Raw genomic sequence first — 19,936 nt, forward strand, 5'->3', positions numbered from 1 at the left:
GGGTTAGGAGGATGAAGATGACGATCGATGTACAAAATCCGTTTGACCAAAAATACGTGGAGTCCTTTTCCGCAGGGCGGTCGGAACCGGAATGGCTGAAAACTTTTCGCCTGAACGCCTATGAACGGATATCCCAACTGGAGCTTCCCAAACCGGATAAGACGAAAATCGACAAATGGAATTTTACCCGTTTCACCGAGCACGTTTCCGAGAAGGCCCCTGCCGGCGGGATCGAACAATTGCCGGAAAAGGTCAAATCCTTGATCGATCTGGAAAACGCAAAAAATCTTTACGTCCAATACGATCAACAGCCCATCTACGCATCCCTGTCGAAGGAATTGGCCGACCAAGGGGTCATCTTTACGGATATATTGACCGCCGTGAGGGAGCACGGCGATTTGGTGAAAAAATATTTTATGACGGAAGCCGTCAAGGCCGACGATCACCGGCTGACCGCTTTCCATGCGGCGCTGTTTAACGGGGGGGCGTTCCTGTACATTCCGAAGAACGTCCAGGTGGAGGAACCGGTGCAAGCCGTTTATATCCACGACGAAAACGCGCCGCTGATCAACCACGTCCTGGTCGTCGCCGATGACAACAGTTCCGTCACTTACGTGGAAAATTACATCTCGCTTCGGGAAGCTTCCGACGGCATCGTCAACATCGTTTCGGAAGTGATCGCCAACACGAACGCGAAGATCGTTTACGGGGCCGTCGAAACGTTGGCGAAGGGGGTTACCGCCTACGTCAACCGGCGCGGGGTCGCCGGGAAGGACGCCTCCATCCAATGGGCGCTGGGATTGATGAACGACGGCAATACCGTTTCGGAAAACGTCACCCTGCTTGTCGGCGACGGATCCTACGGGGATACGAAAACGGTCGTTGTCGGCAGGGGCGAACAAACCCAAAACTTTACCACCAAGGTGATCCATTTCGGCAAAGCTTCGGAAGGATTTATCTTGCAGCACGGCGTCGTCAAGGACAAATCTTCCGTCGTGTTCAACGGGATCGGAAAAATTGAGCACGGCGCCTCGAAATCCAACGCCCAGCAAGAGTCGCGGGTTTTGATGCTGAGCGAAAAAGCCCGCGGGGACGCCAACCCGATCCTGTTGATCGACGAAGACGATGTCCTTGCGGGACACGCCGCTTCCGTCGGAAGGGTCGATCCGATTCAGCTCTATTATATGATGAGCCGGGGAATTCCCAAGGCGGAGGCGGAACGGCTGATCATCCACGGCTTCCTCGCTCCGGTCGTCAACCAATTGCCCATTGAAGGGGTTAAAAAGCAGTTGATCGAGGTTATAGAAAGGAAAGTAAAATAAAATGGATATTAAAGCTGTCCGTTCCCTGTTTCCGATCCTTGACCAGGAAGTCAACGGCCATCCCCTCGTATATTTGGACAGCGCGGCCACTTCCCAGAAGCCGCAGCCGGTGATCGACGCGATCACCCACTATTACAAAACCTACAATTCCAACGTCCACCGGGGGGTGCATACCCTGGGGACGAAGGCGACGGAGGCGTATGAAGCCGCCCGGGAAAAGGTGAGAAAATTCATCAATGCCGAGTCCGTTGAAGAAATCATTTTCACCAGGGGGACGACCACGGCCATCAATACCGTCGCTTCCAGCTACGGCCGAGCTTTTTTGAAACCGGAGGATGAAATTGTTCTTACCTGCATGGAACATCACAGCAATCTGATCCCTTGGCAGCATGCGGCAAAATTCACCGGCGCGCGCCTGAAATATATCCCCCTTCAAGCCGACGGGACGATCGACTTGGAGGATGTCAAGGCAACGATTACCGACCGGACGAAGATTGTGGCCATCACCCATGTATCCAACGTGCTGGGAACGGTCAACCCGATTAAAGAAATCGCGGCGATCGCCCACCGACACGGAGCGGTGGTTGTCGTCGACGGCGCCCAAAGCACCCCGCACAAAAAGGTGGATGTCCGCGATCTGGACTGCGACTTTTACGCCTTTTCCGGACATAAAATGTGCGGGCCGACGGGAATCGGCGTATTATATGGGAAAAGGCGCTGGCTGGAACAGATGGAACCGGTGGAATTCGGCGGGGAAATGATCGATACGGTCGGATTGTACGAATCGACATGGAAGGAGCTGCCTTGGAAATTTGAAGGCGGCACGCCGATTATCGCCGATGCCATCGGTTTGGGCGCGGCCATCGACTTCCTGGAAGAAGTCGGGCTGGAGGAAATTGAAAGGCATGAGCGGGCGCTGATCCGTTACACGATGGAACAGTTGGAGACGATCGAAGGCCTCGAGTGGTACGGCCCCAAGGATCCCGATCGGCGGGGCGGTGTCATCGCCTTTAATCTTTCCGGCGTCCATGCCCACGATGTGGCGACCGTGCTGGATGCTTACGGAATTGCCATCCGCGCCGGCCATCACTGCGCCCAGCCGCTGATGAAATGGCTGGGCGTGACGGCCACGGGCCGGGCCAGCTTCTATCTTTACAACACCTTTGAAGATGTCGACCGGTTCATTGAAGGGCTTCGCAAAGCAAAGGAGTTTTTCGACGATGTCATTTGACCAATTGGAAACCTTATACCGGCAAGTGATCATGGATCATTATAAGCGGCCGAGGAACAAAGGGGTTCTGCAGGACGGCAGCCTGACGGTGGACATGAACAATCCGACCTGCGGAGACCGGATCCGCCTGACGATGAAAATCGACGGCGGCAAAGTGGATGACGTCAAGTTTGAAGGGGAAGGCTGTTCCATTTCGATGGCCTCCGCGTCGATGATGACCGAAGCGATCAGGGGAAAGGACACCGAATCGGCGCTCCGTCTGGCTGAAATGTTTTCCGAGATGATCCAAGGCAAAGATGTCGAACAAATCGAAGCCCTTGGAGATGCGGTTGCCCTTCAGGGCGTAGCGAAATTTCCCGCCCGCATCAAATGTGCGACTTTGGCGTGGAAAGCGTTGGAAAAAGGGTTGAAAGACCATTAAAAAAGGAGGAATGATCGATGGCGAAGAAAATGCCGGAAATCGGTGAATATAGATACGGCTTCCGCGATAAGGACGTCGCCGTCTATCGGGCAAAGCGGGGATTGACCAAAGAAGTCGTGGAAGAGATTTCCCGCATGAAAAACGAGCCGAAATGGATGCTCGAATTCCGCCTGAAGGCGCTGGACCATTTTTATAAACGGCCGATGCCCCAATGGGGCGGCGATTTGTCCGGACTGAACTTCGACGAAATCACCTATTATGTGAAGCCGTCCGATCGCACCAGCCGGTCCTGGGACGAGGTGCCGGAAGAAATCAAGCGCACCTTCGATCGGCTCGGGATTCCAGAGGCGGAACAAAAATATTTGGCGGGGGTTTCCGCCCAATACGAATCGGAAGTCGTTTATCATAATATGAAAAAAGATATTGAAAAATTGGGGATCATCTTTAAAGATACGGATTCCGCATTGAAGGAAAACGAAGAGCTGTTCAAAAAATATTTTGCCACCGTCGTCCCGCCGACGGACAACAAATTCGCCGCCCTCAACTCGGCGGTATGGTCAGGCGGTTCCTTCATTTACGTTCCGCCGGGTGTGAAGGTGGAAACGCCGCTGCAAGCTTACTTCCGGATCAACTCGGAAAACATGGGACAATTTGAGCGCACCCTGATCATCGTCGACGAAGGCGCCAGCGTCCATTATGTGGAAGGCTGCACGGCCCCGATCTATACGACCGATTCCCTTCACGCCGCCGTCGTGGAAATCATCGTCAAAAAAGGCGCCTACTGCCGCTACACGACGATTCAGAACTGGTCAACGAACGTCTACAACCTGGTCACGAAAAGGGCGGTTTGCGAAGAAAACGCCACGATGGAATGGATCGACGGAAACATCGGTTCCAAGCTGACGATGAAATATCCTTCCGTTTTGCTGAAAGGGGAAGGCGCCCGGGGCATGACCTTGTCCATCGCCTTCGCCGGGAAAGGGCAGCATCAGGACGCGGGGGCGAAAATGTACCATTTGGCGCCGAATACGTCCTCGACCATCGTGTCGAAATCCATTTCCCGTCAAGGCGGCAAAGTCACTTACCGCGGGCTCGTCCATTTCGGCAGGAAGGCCGACGGGGCGCGCTCCAACATCGAGTGCGACACGCTCATCATGGACAACAAATCGACTTCCGATACCATTCCGTACAATGAGATTTTAAACGACAACATCTCCCTGGAACACGAAGCGAAGGTTTCGAAGGTATCGGAGGAACAATTGTTCTATTTGATGAGCCGCGGCATTTCCGAACAGGAAGCCACCGAAATGATCGTCATGGGCTTCATCGAACCGTTCACGCGGGAACTTCCCATGGAATATGCGGTGGAAATGAACCGTCTCATCAAGTTCGAGATGGAAGGAAGCATCGGGTAATCCTTGTCATATCATGGGTGCAGCGTTCATTCTTGTCCGCTGCACCCACAATTTGCCCGCAAAAATTTAGATTTTGATTTGCGTGCCGCTGACACGACTCCAGCGATCCGTCCGCAATTTTCTTGGTCGCATGGAGGCCGGTGTCAGCGGTCATTTTATGCTTTCAACCCCCAAACGTTCGGATGCACATTTGACATCCTGCTCCCGGATCCAAGCGGCATCATCTGCTTGCCGGTCTGTCATTCGGATGAATTCCTCTCCTGGAACTTTTTTCATCATCTTGAACAAACCGGTTTCACTCCCGCGCATTCAGGATATCGATTCATTCTCCTTTTTGATTTGAGGGCTGCTATCCGTCGGACCGCCCCTCCGGACATAATCGCACGGACGCCGGGACAGCATCGTCCTTCATTGTTTCGTGCCATCGCCCGATTCATGATCGGCAAAAATGATAATCTGGTCATACCGGGCTTGCCATCCATATACCTTATAAGAAAGGAGGCTATGATCATCATCGGGTGATGAAGGAGTGGAACGATGAGACTCTCCAAATTTGCAGATGAGCTTCCCGTCCCTCCCGTTTTACAACCGCGGTGGAAAGATCCGTTCCATACGTATTATGAAGTGAATATGACCGAATTTAAGCAATCCCTCCACCGGGAATTAAACGATACGACCGTATGGGGTTTTGAAGGCAGCTATCCGGGTCCCACCATCGAAGCAACGAGCGGAGAAAGGGTGTTTATCCAATGGATCAACCGGCTTCCGGACAAACATCTTTTGCCGGTGGACCGCACGGTGCACGGCGCCCATGGGAATGTGCCGGAAGTACGGACGGTCGTACACGTACACGGGGCGAGCGTCGAATGGGAAAGCGACGGCTATCCGGAGGCCTGGTTTACAAGGGGATTCCAACAAACCGGGCCATTTTTCCGAAAGCCGATCTATCGATATGATAATACCGATCGGGCCTGCACCCTCTGGTATCATGACCATGCGCTCGGGATCACGAGGCTCAATGTGTATGCCGGCCTGGCGGGATTCTATCTGATCCGGGATCATCGGGAACGTCGCTTGAATTTGCCAAGCGGAAAATACGAGATCCCGCTAATGATCCAAGACAAGACGTTTAAGGAAGACGGATCCCTATATTACCCTGAACAGCCGGAAAAACCAGTCCCGGGATTGGAAACCTCGATCGTTCCCGAATTTTTCGGGAATACCATCCTCGTAAACGGGAAAGTATGGCCGTATCTCAAAGTGGAACCCCGGAAATATCGCTTCAGGCTGTTAAATGCGTCGAACGCCCGTTTTTATCGGCTGAAGCTTGATTCCGGACAACTTTTTTATCAGATCGGGACGGATGGAGGATTCATGCCCCATCCGATCGGCGTCAGGGAGATCACGCTGGCCCCGGCGGAACGGGCGGATGTGATCATTGATTTTGCCAATCTGGCGGGGAAAAAGATTACCATGACCAATGACGCCCCCGCTCCTTTTCCGGCCGGCGATCCGCCGGACGAACACACTGGGACGGTGATGCAGTTTCGGGTGTCTCTTCCCCTGTCCGGCGTGGATACGAGCGTGATCCCGGCTGTTTTGCTGCCGCTTCCGAAAATAAACGAAGGGTCGGCTGCGAAGATCCGATATCTTACATTAAATGACCGGCAGGATCCGTACGGCCGTGAATGGATGCTGCTGGATAATAAACCTTGGGATGCCCCCGTAACAGAAACTCCAAAGTTGGGATCAACGGAGATATGGTGCCTGATCAACTTAACGGGGGATACACACCCCATTCATCTTCACCTGATCGATTTTCAAATATTGGACCGACGGGATTTCGATGCCGAAAGGTTTAAAAAGGAGGGGGTCATCCGTTATACGGGCCCGCCGATCCCTCCCGAGCCGCAAGAACGGGGATGGAAGGATACCGTAAGAGCCAATCCGAACCAGGTAACCCGAATCATCATGAGGTTTGGTCCTTATACGGGGCTGTATGTATGGCACTGTCATATCTTGGAGCACGAGGATTATGAAATGATGAGGCCGTATCTTGTGATCCGCTGACCGTTTCCCGCCGCGAATGGCACTCCTGACCGTTGCTCCGCGCAACTCGTACCGCTTATGAAAAAATGTGGGATGGGAAATTTGTTTTCCCCGGCAGTAAAAAATGAAAAGCCGCCGATCATTTGACGGTTGAGAGGAGACCGATTGATCTGCGAAATAAGCGATGGGGAGACCTCTCTTTTTTATGGGACGGTTGCATGCCGCCGCTCGTTTCAGGGCACACAAAAAGACCGAAGTCCGTTGGTCCTTTTGTGTGCCCCGCTCAACCTGTTGCTAGGACAAGCATTTTGGCAATTATTGAAGTAAACCGCGGTTAACAGGGTCCGAATTCCGGTCCATAACCGTATCCTCTCCCGTGACCGCCAAAACCGCCGATCATACAGCCGCAACCCACGATGATTAACAAGATGAACAGCACCACGAAAAAGGCAAAGCTGGTACCCGCATATCCTCCGGCACTCATCGAATGACACCTCCATTTATTTGCCTGCCATTTATCATATAGGATTTTTTCTCCGTTTGATTAGGCGTTCACATCATTTTCTGCGCATGCAGATGATTTTGTTTCGTCAGTGAAACAAGGAGATTATTTTTCATGATCCGTCAAAACCCCGGAACCTTGCCATGGCGTCTTCTTCGCACCCAAATCGGACGTTTCGGGGTTTTTATACGAAGGGAGATATTTTCCGAATCCGCGTCATAAATTACTGTTAAGAATATGGAATTTTCAAAACTCCTTGTGAAAGGATCATATCTTATGAAAAAAGGACCGGAGAATCAAGCTTCCTTTGGAAACGTACCGCAGCCGGTCAGGGAAGACGGCGCCGGCGGAATCGATTTGGGCCCCCGGGATGTGCTTCGCGACCTGGAGAATCCCGACATGCTGGTCCCGCCTGCTTCGGATGCCGGATCGATCCCCAACTTGAAGTTCTCCTTTTCCGACACCCATATGCAGTTAAAACACGGCGGCTGGTCGCGGGAAGTGACGGTGAGGCAGCTGCCGATCGCCACCGCCCTGGCGGGCGTGAATATGTACCTGACGCCCGGCGGGGTGCGCGAGTTGCATTGGCATAAGCAGGCGGAATGGGCCTACGTGATCTTGGGCAGTGCCCGCATCACCGCGGTCGACCAGCACGGGCGGAATTTTATCGCCGATGTAGGCGAAGGGGATTTGTGGTATTTTCCCGCCGGAATCCCCCACTCGATCCAGGGGCTCGGTGAAGGCTGCGAATTTCTGCTCGTCTTCGACGACGGCAGTTTCACGGAGTACGATACCTTCACGATTACCGATTGGTTCGCCCATACAGCGAAGGACGTGCTGGCCGCGAATTTCGGCGTACTGGAAAGCGTCTTTGCCCATATTCCTGCCAAGCAGCGCTACATTTTCCAAGGGAAGGTGCCCGGACCGGTGGAAACCCAGAAGGTGCCGGATCCTTACGGGATCGTGCCAAAGACCTTCACGCACCGGCTGCTGGCCCAAGAGCCGATCGTCACGACGGGCGGGTCGGTACGCATCGTCGATTCCACCAATTTTCCCGCATCGGCCACAATCGCGGCGGCACTGGTCGAGGTCGAGCCGGGCGGGATGCGGGAGATGCATTGGCATCCGAACAGCGACGAGTGGCAGTATTACCTCACGGGCACGGCGCGCATGACGGTGTTCGCCGCGAATGGCACGGCCCGGACATTCAATTATCGGGCCGGCGATGTCGGCTATATCCCGCGCGCTTACGGGCACTACATCCAGAACATCGGCGACCAAAGCCTTTGGTTTTTTGAGCTATTCAAGAGCAACCGTTACACCGATGTGTCGCTGAACCGGTGGATGGCGCTGACCCCGGAAGAGCTCGTGCGGGCCCACCTGCATGTTGGGCCGGAACTGATCAACGCGCTGCGGAAGGAGAAATGGCCGGTAGTCAAATTCGCGGTCAACCGCCGGCAGGAATGAAAACGGTAAAAGCTGCCATCCCTATGTCCGGCGACCGGCGAATCTGTTGTTTCCAAAAGGCGCGGAAGGAAAAGTTCAGGAAAATGGAAAACGATGAAGGCGGGCCTATTCATTTGAGTAGGTCTTTTTTTCTTCCGAAAAAGAAGGGAGGGGATGGAGGCGGCTTGTGAACAAAATGACGCTCCCTGACGGCTCAGACATTTTCATCCTGATCGATAACATGCCTGTGTTTCATCCGGGCAGAAAACGGCTGTATCTGAACCGGATGTTCTTGATGCCTTTCGCCCTGATTATCCGGTTGGTGCGTTCCGCGTTTCCGTAAGGGCGAATTTTTTGGTATATATGGAGTAGAGAACGTAAAATGTGCGGGGGATTCCCGTGCGATTCCAAAATCGTTGCCTGCACCGGGGAAGCCCCCGAAAAACCTGCGAAGAGGGAATAAAATGCTTGAGAAGATTTACATTTATCATACGAACGACTTGCACAGCCATTTTGAAAATTGGCCCCGCATCCGGAAGGAATTGCAAAGGCGAAGGGAAATCCATGAACAGCGAGGCGAGTCCATGTTCCTGTTCGACGTCGGGGACCATGTGGACCGTTTTCACCCCTACTCGGAAGGGACGATGGGAAAGGGGAACGTCAAGCTTCTCAACGAATGCGGCTATGACGGGGTGACGATCGGAAACAACGAGGGGATCACCTTGTCCCATGAGGATTTGATGGAACTGTACCGGGAGGCCCGGTTCGACTGCCTCGTCGCCAATCTCTTTTTTGAAGACGGGAGCCGGCCGCCGTGGGCGAAACCTTACCGCCTGTATGAGACGCGGCGGGGAACGAAGATCGGCGTGATCGGGGTTACGATCAATTACAGCAATTTTTACCGTCCTTTGCATTGGGTGGCGGGCGATCCTTTTGCCGAGCTGCGGAAATGGCTGCCCTTCTTGAAGGAACAAGCGGATCTGATCGTCGTCCTTTCCCATTTGGGGTTGTCCGAGGATGAACGGATCGCCCAGGAATTCCCGGAGGTGGACGTCGTTCTGGGGGCCCATACCCATCATGTTTTAGAAAGGGGAAAGGAGATCGGCCAAACCCTGTTGTGCTGCACCGGAAAATACGGGATGAACATCGGCCGGGTGGAATTGGCGTTCGATCCGGAAAAAAAGAAGCCCGTCCGCAAAAGGGCGATGCTGATCGCGACGGAAGGGCTGGCGGAGGCGGAAGGTGAGAAACGGTTCGTCGAACAATTGGAGGAAGACGGAAAAAAACTGTTATCCGCCCCGGTGGCGAAGCTGCCGGCCCGCCTGAAGTCGGACTGGTTCCGGGAAACGGAGCTGAACCGGCTATTGTGCAAAGCTTTAACCGAATGGTGCAAGGCCGAATGCGCCTTTATCAATGCGGGCATTTTGCTGGATGATCTCCCGGAAGGGATCGTTACCGAGTATGATATCCATAGAATTTGCCCCCATCCGATCAATCCCTGCACGGTGAGCATGAAGGGAGGGGCATTGAAGGAAGTCCTTGCCCAAATGGCGGAAGACCCCTATTTGACGCTGGCGCTCAAAGGGTTCGGCTTCCGGGGCGAAATCTTCGGGAAAATGATCTTCGATAACATCCAAATTTCCGGGAAGGGCGCCTCCGCGGAAATCCGGATTAACGGCGCGGAAATCGAACCGGAACGAAGGTATACGGTGGCGACGCTCGACATGCTCGCCATCGCCCGTTTCTATCCCCCCATCATGCGGGCCGAAAAGCGTTTCTTTTTGCCGGAATTCATTCGGGATGTTTTGAAGTGGAAATTGCAGACCATGTTCCCGCTGCCGGAAGATGATTAAAAGGACCGGGTGGAAGGCGGCCGTGCCCCCGAAGGGTTGCTGACGGTGCCTTTTCTTTTTCGGGAGGGAGTATTGGCGCCGAAGGGAGACTGCCCCGTCCCGGCGGAAGATAGCAGCGTCGTCAACAGGCTTGCGGCTGGTTCCTTTCCATTTCGGGAGGATGCGTCGAAAGGGCGCAAGCGTTCCGGAAGGGGTATTTACCCTTTGTGGCTGGAATTTTCGTTCTGGGGGACGATGCCCGAAATATTTGTTAGCCGTGCGGTTTTTGAAGGCCTAAATGTTGCCGCGCGGAAACGGCCTCTTTTCCTCCTCGAAGGGCTGTCTGCGGCCCGAAATTTGACACGGGCATTCTCCCTTTTTCCGGTTGGAATTTTTTGCCGGAAGGGTTGCGCTGTCTGAAGATTTTGTTCCTGACGGGGATTTCCTTTTTCCGTTCGGAATTTTTGCGACCGGGAAGGGCGGCCTTCCGAAAATTTTCCTTCCGTATCGGGCCTGTTTTCCTTTTCCGGTCGGCAATTTTTCAAACCGTTGTTTTTTCCCCTTTGCGAGCATACATATAGCTTGTAAGGGGGTGTTCTCCGTTGGCGTTATACCGCCGCCGCATCAGAAGAAAACCGCTTCCTTTACGATATATTTTGTTGTTATCCTTCGTTTTTTTTGTGCTTTCGAGCGCCGTCGGGCTGTGGATCGTCAATGACCGGATGAAGTCGCCGGTCATGAAATACGCCGAGTCCCAATCCGTCAATTTGGCGACGAACCTGATCAACAAGGCCATCGAAGATCAGATCGGCGAAGGCCTTCGGCTGGACGATATGATGGAAATCGTGCCCCTTGACCAATCGGGGAGCGTCATGACTTACCGGTTCAATACCCAGAAAGCGGTGGAATATTCGACGAAAATCACCAATTCGATCCTGAACAGCATCAATGCGATGGAAGGGGGAGCGGCGGAACTTCCCCTGGAGGGGGATATTAAGGATGTCCATCCGGCGAAGGACGGGATCATCTTTTACATCCCGATGGGCCGGGTCTTCGATAACATCATCATCGGCAGTCTCGGTCCGGATATCCCCGTCAAGCTGCAGGCCATCGCCGATGTGAAAAACGATATTGAAACCGTCCGGGAAGAACATCAAATCAACAATATTTGGGTGGAAATCCGGCTCCATGTGAAGATCGGCATTCGCATTATCGTCCCCTTTGAAACGGAAATCACGACCATCGAAAAAAGGATCCCCCTCGCCATGGGATACATTAAAGGGGATGTTCCCCAGTTTTACAACAATCGCGGTGACACGCCCCCTTCGATCCAAATCCCCGATGGGAAAGAGTAAGGCGGGTGGAAGGGAGTACCGGCTCCTCGCGGAAGTTGATTCCACCATTGTTTCCCATAAGTAAGGGAGGAATGGGTGCCGGCCCTCAAAAAACGCCGCGGAGAAAACCTCGGGTTTCCGATGGGGAACGGGATGCCGGGGATTTGTCTTTCCCGTATTTGTTCCCTTTGGACGCCCTATGCCCTCCATATGCCGCAGAAGTCCGCGGCGCGGCGGAAAGAGGGACAAAAGGGAGGACGATTTTCCAAAGCGATAGGGTGGCATTTTTCCACGGCGGTCTGGACTATGGCTTCCGGATGAAAAGCCCGGACGGTTATCGCCCGGATGGCCGGCCAACCCGGGAAAGCTCCCGCATCCTCTCTCCCGCATGCCGAAAGGCCGGCCGCCGGCCTTTCCGGAAGGCATTTGCTGCGTTGGGATCGGGGCAGGGGACTAGCCTTTTTTTCCTTTGTTCGCCTTCGTCTCCCGTTCCCAACGTTTTAAATACGGATAGGGGTCAAAGGACCATTCGGTGCGTCCGTTATCCTTGTACATCCCATAATGGAGGTGGGGAGGGAATTTTCCTGCCGTGCCCTTCGGCCCGTATCCGGAACTGCCGACGGTGCCGATGAGCTGACCCGGTTCGACGACATCCCCGATTTTGATGTTTTTAGAAAAATGATTCAAATGGGCATAGTAATGATAGGTATTGTTGATGTCGCGGATGCCGACGCGCCAGCCCCCGTATTTGTTCCAGCCTTTCATCTCGACCACCCCGTAACAGGTGGAATACACTTCCGTGCCATAATGGGCAAAAATATCCGTTCCTTCATGGATCCTTCTTCCGCCCCACCCCCGCCGGTCCCCCCACGTGTCCCGGTAACTGTACCGGGCGTAAACGGGAAGGGGAAAATGCTTCTGCTGCAGGTCGATCCGCCCGTAGGTTTTGAAAAGCTTGGCAATATTCAAAATGATGCCGACGGTCTTGTCCCGCTGATAATAATTCCACAATGCGATTCGGATGTTTTCGTCGTCGGGTCCGTATTGCAGGAGATAGTCGGCAAAGGAATAAAGGACGTCCGCGCCGTCGGACGGATCGGCTTTTCCGTCGCCGTTCCCGTCCCTGCCGAAACCTTGGAAAACCAAAATGGACAACGGGTTTTTGTCATCCGGGTCGGGATTGAACAATCCCGCCCATTTTTCTTTTGGGATATGAATGGCGATGATCCCTTCGGGCTTGGGCGAATGACGCTGCGCTTGCCGGATGTTCCTTTCGTATTGGTCGACGGCGGCCAGATAATACCAGGGAATGTGGGTGGCCGCTCCCATATATTGATAGGCTTCCATCCTTTTTTCAAGCCGTGCCTTTTCCCCGTCCGGGGCGGCCGCCTGGGCGGGGTGGCAGGAGATGGCGGAAAAAAGGATGAAAAGGACGGACAGTTTCTTGATTCGCAAGCTGATTCCTCCTTGCTTGATCGGGCGCTGTCCTGTTGCAGGACAGGCCGTTATCATGGGCTGCGAACGAAGTGAGCGGAGATGAAGAAAGACGGCATTTTGCCGGCGGAACTCTTCAGGATTGAATTTTTCCTGGGGAAAAGTATAATTCTTTATAAGAAATGCGGCATCATCCGCTGCCGTCCGGAACGGGGGTCCGGCGGACTCATCCGCCCCCCGCTGGCGGTTCCGTTCCCTGCGGCGTGGAATCGATCATCCGTTGAATGGTAAGGTTCAAAACCTTATCGATTCCTCCGCTGTCCGAGTCCAAGCCGGCGAAATTTTCGATTTCCTTGCGCAACGAAGGATCGTCCGTCACATAAACCTCGTACTGCCGCGGCACGACGGACATGGCCGTCCGCTTCACCTGTTCGGCCACCCGCCGCCGGTCGCGGGAGCCGGTCGTATAGGCGACCAACGCTTCCTTGCTCGTGACCAAAGTGCTGCAATCCGTTACGTCCGGGAGGGACACCACGAGGCGGCTGATCATGTCGGCCAACTTCTCCCGGTTGATGAACACCGGCTTGTTGGCCGGGTTTTGACCGGCGACAGGGCTTTTCACGTGCCGGACGAATCCGAAGTCATCCATCCGTTCCCCGTTTCCGGTATCGACGTAATTGTACAGATCCGGCCTTTGGTCGTTCACGTCGACCGTGGTCCCGTTTCTTTCGTACACGCCGGGATGTCCGGCACTTTTGTTGCATCCGCACAGGAACGCGCAAATCAGGCAGAGGGAAATGAAAGTTTTCATTGGATCACCTCCTGAATTTAGCATTTGCAAAAGGGGCTTTTTTCCTGATAGAAAAATGTGGAATCCGCGATCATGGGAAGCGAGGTGCGAAATAGACCATGAAATTGTTAAGCATTCATAATGTTTATTACGAATTGGTGGAGGAAAGAAAAAACGGATTCAATGAGCAGGCATTCCGCGACCGTTTCAGCGATATTTTGCTCCGTTATGATTATATTGTCGGCGACTGGGGTTACGGCCAGCTCCGGCTGAAAGGCTTTTTTGACGACAACAACCAGAAGGCGACCTATGATACGAAGATCAGCACCTTGACGGAATATTTATACGAATACTGCAATTTTGGCTGTCCCTATTTCGTATTAAAAAAGGTGGAAAAATAATCGGGAACGGACGGATCTTCCAACGGGATCCGTCCTTTCTTTTTCCCTTTCTTTTTCGGCCGGAGGGAAAAGATTCGGCGGTTTGGTTTCCGCCTTCATCGAAACTCAAGATCCTTCCCTTAAAGTGTCTGCCGAAGTCGAGAGCTTGTCCCTAAAGGCCCGACCTTTCATCCGTTTTCTTGTTTTTCCGAAAGGGGAATTTTATTCCCCTTTTTCATCATGGGGAGGGTGGGCCCCGTCCATTTGCCTCGGCAGGTTTTCATGGAGCTGTTTGTATTCATAATTGAAGGCGCTGTACACCCTCTGCCCTTTTTTCCCCTTTTTCCCGGGCTTGATCCTTTCGAATTTTCCCCGCGGGGCGCCATAGGGCCCCTCCGGAAATTCCTCCGGAACGATGTATTCCCGTCCGACTTCAACATTGGCAAATTCCCCGGATTGCTCCGGATCCTTTCGATCCATTCCGTTCATCCCTTTCAAACGCCGGATATGGCTAGTATTTCCCGGAAATTTTATATTTATTGGCCAAATTTCGCCTTTGCCGCAGGGGTTTGCATGAACCTTGGCGCTGAAGAGGTAAAAAACATGAAACCCGCAAGTCAGGCGTTTCTCGGCCTTCAGAGACGTTAAGCGTCCGCGATCCGATTTATTGAAACCCGGAAGTTTTTGCGGAAGGAGATTTTCTTTCGGGGCACGGGCGAGGAGCCCCTGCCGGGGAAGCAAAAGGCGGCATGCGGAAAGGGCCGGGATTGTGTTATCATATAGCTAGCCGAATCTTCTCGAACGGAAGTTTCTTGAAAAGGGGGAATGAGCCGTTGTACTTTGTTGACCGCAAAAAAATTGAAGAAACCCTGTTATACATGGAAAAACAATTGGAGACGCTGTCTTCCATCCGATCTCCGGATAAGGAGATCGAGAAAGCGGCCTTGGAGAGGATTGTGTTGACATTGATCGATTCCTTTCTGGATGCGGGCAACGCCCTGATCGACGGCTTCATCATGCGGGATCCGGGAAGTTATAACGACATTGTTGATATTTTGGCGGATGAGAAAGTGATTACCAAGAAGATGGCGGAAGATTTCAAATCGGTCATTCCGATGCGAAAGACGATCATGCAGGAGTATTTGGCCATCGACCATGGCCAGATGCACAGGATGATCCGCCAGGCGGCGCCGTCTTTTGCCGCTTTTCCGGACCGGGTCAGGGATTATTTGAAACATGGGTCTGGACCGGTTTCCGCATTTAAAAACGAATAATTTTCATAAACATACATAACAGGCTGGGGAGATCGACGATGAAAAGATATCGCGGTTATTTAATCGACCTGGACGGAACGATGTACAGGGGAGAGGAACGGATCGATGCGGCCGTCCGGTTTGTCCGGCGGCTGGCCGAGGAAAAAATCCCGTATTTGTTCGTCACCAATAATTCCACAAAACCGCCCGAACAAGTGGCCGAAAAGCTGAACCGATTCGGCATTCCGGCGACGAAGGATTCGGTTTTCACCACAAGCATGGCCACGGCCAATTACATTTACCAATGGAAGAAGGATGCGAAGATTTATTTTATCGGGGAAGAGGGGCTGAAGCTGGCCCTGATGGAAAAAGGATTCGCCTTTGCCGGGGAGGACGCCGAATGCGTCGTCGTCGGCTTGGACCGGCAAGTGACCTATGAAAAATTTGCCGTCGCCTGCTTGGCGATCCGGAACGGCGCCCGGTTCATTTCAACCAACGGCGACATCGCGCTGCCGACGGAACGGGGACTGATGCCGGGCAACGGCGCTTTGACAGCCCTCGTCCGCGTCTCCACCGGGACGGAACCGGTATTTATCGGCAAGCCGGAACCGATCATCGTCGAACAGGCGCTGCAAGTATTGGGCACAAAAAAAGAGGAGACGCTGCTCGTCGGCGACAACTACGCCACCGACATCCTGGCCGGAATCCGGGCGGGCATCGATACGCTGCTGGTTTTTTCCGGCGTCACGAAAAAAGAAGATTTGCAAAAGGTGGAGCAAATGCCGACTTACGCCGTCGATTCCTTGGACGAATGGACGGTTCTTTGAGACGAAGAATCTCTTTTTGGTCCGGCAAAAACCCGCGGGAAATGGTCCCGCGGGTTTTTATACGCACTTCCGATCGGTTGGGGGAAAGCCCGGAAACGGAAAGGGGAGGGGAACTTCTTGCGCGGTCATTCGGCGCCCACGGAACGGTGAGCCAGCCGGCTGGATGCGGCGGCGGCGATGGCCCCGACAATGTCGTCCAAAAAGGTGTTCACATCGCCGTTCCTTTTGTCGTTTAATTTTTTTAAGATTCCCGGTTTGACTTTGTCGATATAACCGTAGTTGGTGAAGCCGATGGAACCGTAGACATTGACGATTGAGAAGGCCAGGATCTCGTCTACGCCGTAAAGGCCCTCATCCATTTTGATCATCGTCTGCAGCGGTTCATCGAGCAGCCCCTTTTCCGCCAATACGTCCAACTGGATTCCGGTCAAAACGGCGTTTTGCACTTCCCGTTTTTCCAATACCGCTTCCACGTTTTCTTTGCATTCTTTGATTTTCAAGTCGGGATGATAGCTTTTTTGCAAAAAATACACCAGTTCGGCGATGTCATCGACGGTTACTCCCCGTTCCTTCAGCAATTGTTTTGCTCTATTTTCCTTTAACGGCATGAATTTTTGTTCGGACATGGCAATCACCTTCTTTTCAATATGATGGAAAGTCAGGAATTTTTATCCGGACGGGCGAGGTTTTGGCCTCCGCCCTTCATCATGGGACGGGGCGGAGAAAACCGCTTCGTTTTCCTTATTATAATCCCCCTGGAACAAAATGTGAAATAGTCCGAAGGAGGGGATCATACAATGGGTAGAAAGGTATTGGACTTTTATTGGCGGGAACCGGGGAGGAAAAGGAAATGGAAATGGATGCCTCTTTTATCCGGCAGCAATACGGAATCACGCCTGAGGGGTTTTTCACCCTGGACGGCTGCCCGGCCTTTCGCAGCGGCGATCAGGTCTATATCCGGATCAGGACGGAAGAGGCGCCGGATGAAATTCAGGAACGTTACGCCATGGCCAATTGGCTCATTTCCTTCGGGGAGAGGCATGTTCCGGAATTTTTGCCGGCGAAGGACGGGTATTATATTATAGCATATCGGGGCGAACCGTGCCTGGTTTTGCGAATCCCCCTCCGGAATCTGGGTGAAATCCGCGATCTCGGCCGGGAATTGGCCGGCTTCCACCGCCGGGGCAGGAATTTTGCCGGCGGCAAGGCGCTGAACCGGTACGGCCTGTGGAAAGAAATGTGGGAGAGGCGTCTGGAGCAGCTGGATGCGGTATGGAAAACCATGGAAGGGAAGGCGCCTGGGCGCGGATTTGAACGATTGTTCGCGGAGGCCTTTCCCTATTTTTCCGGTTTGTGCGAAAACGCCATACAGTATTTCACGGAGACCTTTTATGATGAGCGTCCTTGGGATTGCGATCTTCCGGCGATCTGTCACCACCGGTTCGGCTGTTCGGCCTGGAGGGGCAAATCCGTTTGGAAAAACCCCTTCGATTGGGTCGTCGACCATCCGTCGCGGGATCTTGCCGAATGGTCCCGGGACGCCTTTTTCCGTTTCCCGGGAAGGTATAAGGAAATGATTTCCCGCCTGCTTCGGGAATATGCGTCCGCCGTTCCATTGTCCCCTTTTTTTTGCCGCCTGTATTATTCCCGCCTCCTTCTTCCGCTCCATTTTTTGGAATGTGCCGAAGGCTGTTTTACGGCGGAATCTGACGGGGAGAGGCTGAAAAAAGAAAGGGAACTGGAGGTGATGGTGGAACGGAGCGGGGAATATGAAAAATTCTTGGCGGAATTGATCGAATATTTGCAAATCCGGATGCAAAACCATTGGCTGCCGCGGGTCGATTGGTTAAAATAATAGGGGATTCCGTTGCGTCTTTCACGGGACGGATCCGGGATCACCGACGGACGGATTTCGTATCAGGGAACGGACTTTGCAGGGGAAAGGAGATTGCCATGACTGCCAAACCGTACATTTATGTGACCCGGCAGCTGCCGGCGGAGATCATCGAAAAACTGCGGCGTTTTGCCGAAGTGGGAGTTTGGCCGAGCGAAGAACGGCCCGTTCCGCGGGATGTTTTGCTCAGGGAAGCGGCGAAGGCGGACGGGTTATTCGCCATGTTATCCGACCGGATCGATGAAGAGCTTTTATCCGCGGCAAAGCGTTTGAAGGTGGTCGCCAATCTCGGCGTGGGTTATGACAATATCGACGTTGGCAAGGCGACGGAACTCGGCGTTGCCGTATGCAATACCCCGGATATATTGACCGACACGACGGCGGACTTGACGATGGCCCTGATCCTGATGGCCGGACGGCGGTTGGGGGAAGCGTTGGAATGCGTGAAAAACGGCCGCTGGAAGAGCTGGAGCCCTTTCTTTATGGCGGGCACGGATATCCATCATAAAACCTTGGGCATTGTCGGCATGGGGAAAATCGGCGAAGCGGTGGCCGAGCGGGCCCGGGGTTTTTCCATGAAGGTGCTGTATCATAACCGGCATCGGAAACCGGAGGCGGAAAAACGGCTGGGCGCGGTCTACAGATCCTTTGACGATTTGCTTCGGGAATCGGATTACGTGGTCTGCTTGACGCCCCTGACCGATGAGACGAGGGGAATGTTCGACCGGGAAGCGTTTAAAAAGATGAAACCTTCGGCCTTTTTCATCAATGTGGCGAGGGGCGCGGTCGCCGTGGAAGAGGATTTGATCGAGGCGCTGGAAAAGGGGGAAATTGCCGGCGCCGGGCTGGATGTTTTCGCCGAGGAACCGGTCCGTCCGGACCATCCCCTTTTGAAAATGAAACAGGTGGTGCCTTTGCCCCATATCGGCAGCGCCTCGACGGAAACGAGATGGGCGATGATGGAAAGATGCGCGGAGAATTTGGAAGCGGTCCTGTCCGGAAGGCCGCCGGTGAATGTGGTCAATCCTTCGGTCTTGCAAAGATCGCACCTCTGACGGAAACGGACCGGGGGAAGTCGGCTTTTCGAAGATCGGAAGCTATGGTTTGCCGGGGTACGAACCATGCCAAAGTTCCTTGCGGACAAGGCGTGGGAAAATGATGAACGGAGCATTGTTAAAACGTGGGGACAGGACGCCAATTCCTTTCTTTCGGTTGAGGAGGGGCCGCGCATCTTTTGAACTCCGGCCGAGGCGGATTTGAAAATCGGGTTTTCAGCTTCGCGGCCGGTGACCGTCCGCCCGGCCGGCACCGCGGCCCGCGCAGGTTCCAACGGAAGGCCGGTTGACAAAGGAAGCCCCGCCCGCCTTTCCCTGCGGATCCGAAAAAGCGCCGGCCGTCCGCGGATTTTACCGCGTGTCCGCGGGGTTTACCGATTAAAATCCCGGAGCCATTTCCCGCATGTTGCCGGTGAAAATTCCGCAAGGCGGTGCGGACTGTCCGAAAAATAAAAAACAGCTTATTGGATGATGAACCAATAAGCTTTTCCTTTATTTTGACATGGATTTTTTAAAAGACTTGTTCCACTTCAACGACTCCGGGCACTTCTTCAAACAGCGCCCTTTCGATTCCGGCTTTTAAGGTGATGGTCGAGCTGGGGCATGTGCCGCAGGCGCCGAGCAGACGCAGTTTGACCACACCATCTTCCACGTCGACGAGTTCGCAGTCACCGCCGTCACGAAGCAGAAAAGGACGCAGTTTATCCAGCACTTCCTGAACCTGTTCCTTGATCTCCCGATCTGCCATATC

Annotated in this window: 19 protein-coding genes; 13 read left to right on the forward strand and 6 right to left on the reverse strand. The window is 53.6% G+C overall.

The genetic code is table 11. The features are described from left to right. Nucleotides 1-17 precede the first annotated feature (17 nt). From sufD to A3EQ_RS0110705, 5 genes are all read left to right on the forward strand, one after another. A complete protein-coding gene (gene sufD / locus A3EQ_RS0110680; RefSeq protein ID WP_020155171.1) occupies nt 18-1,322 on the forward strand; it encodes a Fe-S cluster assembly protein SufD in 1,305 nt (434 codons plus the stop codon). Between the two features lies 1 nt (nt 1,323). Then, a complete protein-coding gene (locus A3EQ_RS0110685; protein ID WP_020155172.1) occupies nt 1,324-2,553 on the forward strand; it encodes a cysteine desulfurase in 1,230 nt (409 codons plus the stop codon). Further along, nucleotides 2,543-2,974, forward strand: a complete 432-nt coding sequence (gene sufU, locus A3EQ_RS0110690) for a Fe-S cluster assembly sulfur transfer protein SufU (RefSeq protein ID WP_020155173.1) — start codon at nt 2,543-2,545, stop codon at nt 2,972-2,974. The genes A3EQ_RS0110685 and sufU overlap by 11 nt, the downstream gene beginning before the upstream one ends. 17 nt (nt 2,975-2,991) lie before the next feature. Further along, nucleotides 2,992-4,389, forward strand: coding sequence for a Fe-S cluster assembly protein SufB (gene sufB, locus A3EQ_RS0110695; protein ID WP_020155174.1), 1,398 nt, complete (start codon nt 2,992-2,994; stop codon nt 4,387-4,389). 537 nt (nt 4,390-4,926) lie between these two features. Further along, nucleotides 4,927-6,459, forward strand: a complete 1,533-nt coding sequence (locus tag A3EQ_RS0110705; protein ID WP_020155176.1) for a multicopper oxidase family protein — start codon at nt 4,927-4,929, stop codon at nt 6,457-6,459. A 313-nt stretch (nt 6,460-6,772) separates the two neighbouring features. Here the strand turns inward: A3EQ_RS0110705 and A3EQ_RS22190 are convergent, their stop codons facing one another. Next, nucleotides 6,773-6,922 carry a YjcZ family sporulation protein gene (locus tag A3EQ_RS22190; protein ID WP_020155177.1) on the reverse strand — a complete coding sequence of 50 codons (150 nt, stop codon included), beginning with the start codon at nt 6,920-6,922 and terminating at the stop codon, nt 6,773-6,775. Between the two features lie 294 nt (nt 6,923-7,216). Between A3EQ_RS22190 and A3EQ_RS0110715 the strand changes: the two genes are divergently transcribed. The 3 genes from A3EQ_RS0110715 to yunB all read left to right on the forward strand — a co-directional run bounded on the left by A3EQ_RS0110715 (nt 7,217) and on the right by yunB (nt 11,573). Beyond that, entirely contained in the window at nt 7,217-8,407 is a 1,191-nt protein-coding gene (locus tag A3EQ_RS0110715; RefSeq protein WP_020155178.1) for an oxalate decarboxylase family bicupin, read from the forward strand. A gap of 443 nt (nt 8,408-8,850) precedes the next feature. After that, nucleotides 8,851-10,239, forward strand: coding sequence for a bifunctional metallophosphatase/5'-nucleotidase (locus A3EQ_RS0110730; RefSeq protein ID WP_020155181.1), 1,389 nt, complete (start codon nt 8,851-8,853; stop codon nt 10,237-10,239). 581 nt (nt 10,240-10,820) lie between these two features. Next, complete coding sequence (yunB, locus tag A3EQ_RS0110740; protein ID WP_020155183.1) at nt 10,821-11,573, forward strand: sporulation protein YunB; 753 nt, start codon at nt 10,821-10,823, stop codon at nt 11,571-11,573. A gap of 432 nt (nt 11,574-12,005) precedes the next feature. Here yunB and A3EQ_RS0110750 read toward each other — a convergent pair whose 3' ends face one another. Together A3EQ_RS0110750 and A3EQ_RS20935 are read right to left on the reverse strand one after the other, a co-directional pair. Further along, complete coding sequence (locus A3EQ_RS0110750; RefSeq protein WP_235597177.1) at nt 12,006-12,962, reverse strand: M23 family metallopeptidase; 957 nt, start codon at nt 12,960-12,962, stop codon at nt 12,006-12,008. Between the two features lie 250 nt (nt 12,963-13,212). Beyond that, nucleotides 13,213-13,797 carry a YhcN/YlaJ family sporulation lipoprotein gene (locus tag A3EQ_RS20935; RefSeq protein WP_020155186.1) on the reverse strand — a complete coding sequence of 195 codons (585 nt, stop codon included), beginning with the start codon at nt 13,795-13,797 and terminating at the stop codon, nt 13,213-13,215. Nucleotides 13,798-13,895: 98 nt separating this feature from the next. Between A3EQ_RS20935 and A3EQ_RS0110760 the strand changes: the two genes are divergently transcribed. Beyond that, the gene (locus tag A3EQ_RS0110760) at nt 13,896-14,177 is read left to right on the forward strand and encodes a YutD family protein (RefSeq protein WP_020155187.1); all 282 of its coding nucleotides are present in this window, start codon (nt 13,896-13,898) and stop codon (nt 14,175-14,177) included. Nucleotides 14,178-14,378: 201 nt separating this feature from the next. Here the strand turns inward: A3EQ_RS0110760 and A3EQ_RS0110770 are convergent, their stop codons facing one another. After that, on the reverse strand, nt 14,379-14,636 hold the full coding sequence (locus A3EQ_RS0110770) for a hypothetical protein (RefSeq protein ID WP_026499901.1): 258 nt from the start codon (nt 14,634-14,636) through the stop codon (nt 14,379-14,381). Nucleotides 14,637-14,989: 353 nt separating this feature from the next. On the opposite strand from A3EQ_RS0110770, the gene A3EQ_RS0110775 reads away from it, so the two are divergent. Further along, nucleotides 14,990-15,430 (forward strand): DUF86 domain-containing protein, encoded by a 441-nt coding sequence (locus tag A3EQ_RS0110775; protein WP_020155190.1) that lies wholly within the window; start codon nt 14,990-14,992, stop codon nt 15,428-15,430. Nucleotides 15,431-15,468: 38 nt separating this feature from the next. Then, the gene (locus A3EQ_RS0110780) at nt 15,469-16,236 is read left to right on the forward strand and encodes a TIGR01457 family HAD-type hydrolase (RefSeq protein WP_020155191.1); all 768 of its coding nucleotides are present in this window, start codon (nt 15,469-15,471) and stop codon (nt 16,234-16,236) included. Nucleotides 16,237-16,361: 125 nt separating this feature from the next. On the opposite strand, the gene A3EQ_RS0110785 is transcribed toward A3EQ_RS0110780, so the two are convergent. Then, a complete protein-coding gene (locus A3EQ_RS0110785; protein ID WP_020155192.1) occupies nt 16,362-16,862 on the reverse strand; it encodes a phosphatidylglycerophosphatase A family protein in 501 nt (166 codons plus the stop codon). Nucleotides 16,863-17,086: 224 nt separating this feature from the next. Here A3EQ_RS0110785 and yutH point away from each other — a divergent pair, with 224 nt between their 5' ends. Continuing rightward, nucleotides 17,087-18,091, forward strand: coding sequence for a spore coat putative kinase YutH (gene yutH, locus A3EQ_RS0110795; RefSeq protein WP_154652856.1), 1,005 nt, complete (start codon nt 17,087-17,089; stop codon nt 18,089-18,091). A 98-nt stretch (nt 18,092-18,189) separates the two neighbouring features. Beyond that, nucleotides 18,190-19,185 carry a 2-hydroxyacid dehydrogenase gene (locus A3EQ_RS0110800; protein ID WP_020155195.1) on the forward strand — a complete coding sequence of 332 codons (996 nt, stop codon included), beginning with the start codon at nt 18,190-18,192 and terminating at the stop codon, nt 19,183-19,185. Nucleotides 19,186-19,696: 511 nt separating this feature from the next. Here the strand turns inward: A3EQ_RS0110800 and A3EQ_RS0110810 are convergent. After that, the gene (locus A3EQ_RS0110810; protein ID WP_020155197.1) at nt 19,697-19,933 is read right to left on the reverse strand and encodes a NifU family protein; all 237 of its coding nucleotides are present in this window, start codon (nt 19,931-19,933) and stop codon (nt 19,697-19,699) included. Nucleotides 19,934-19,936 lie beyond the last annotated feature (3 nt).

Origin of the sequence: Caldibacillus debilis DSM 16016, from assembly GCF_000383875.1 — a bacterium.
Classification (GTDB): domain Bacteria; phylum Bacillota; class Bacilli; order Bacillales; family Caldibacillaceae; genus Caldibacillus; species Caldibacillus debilis.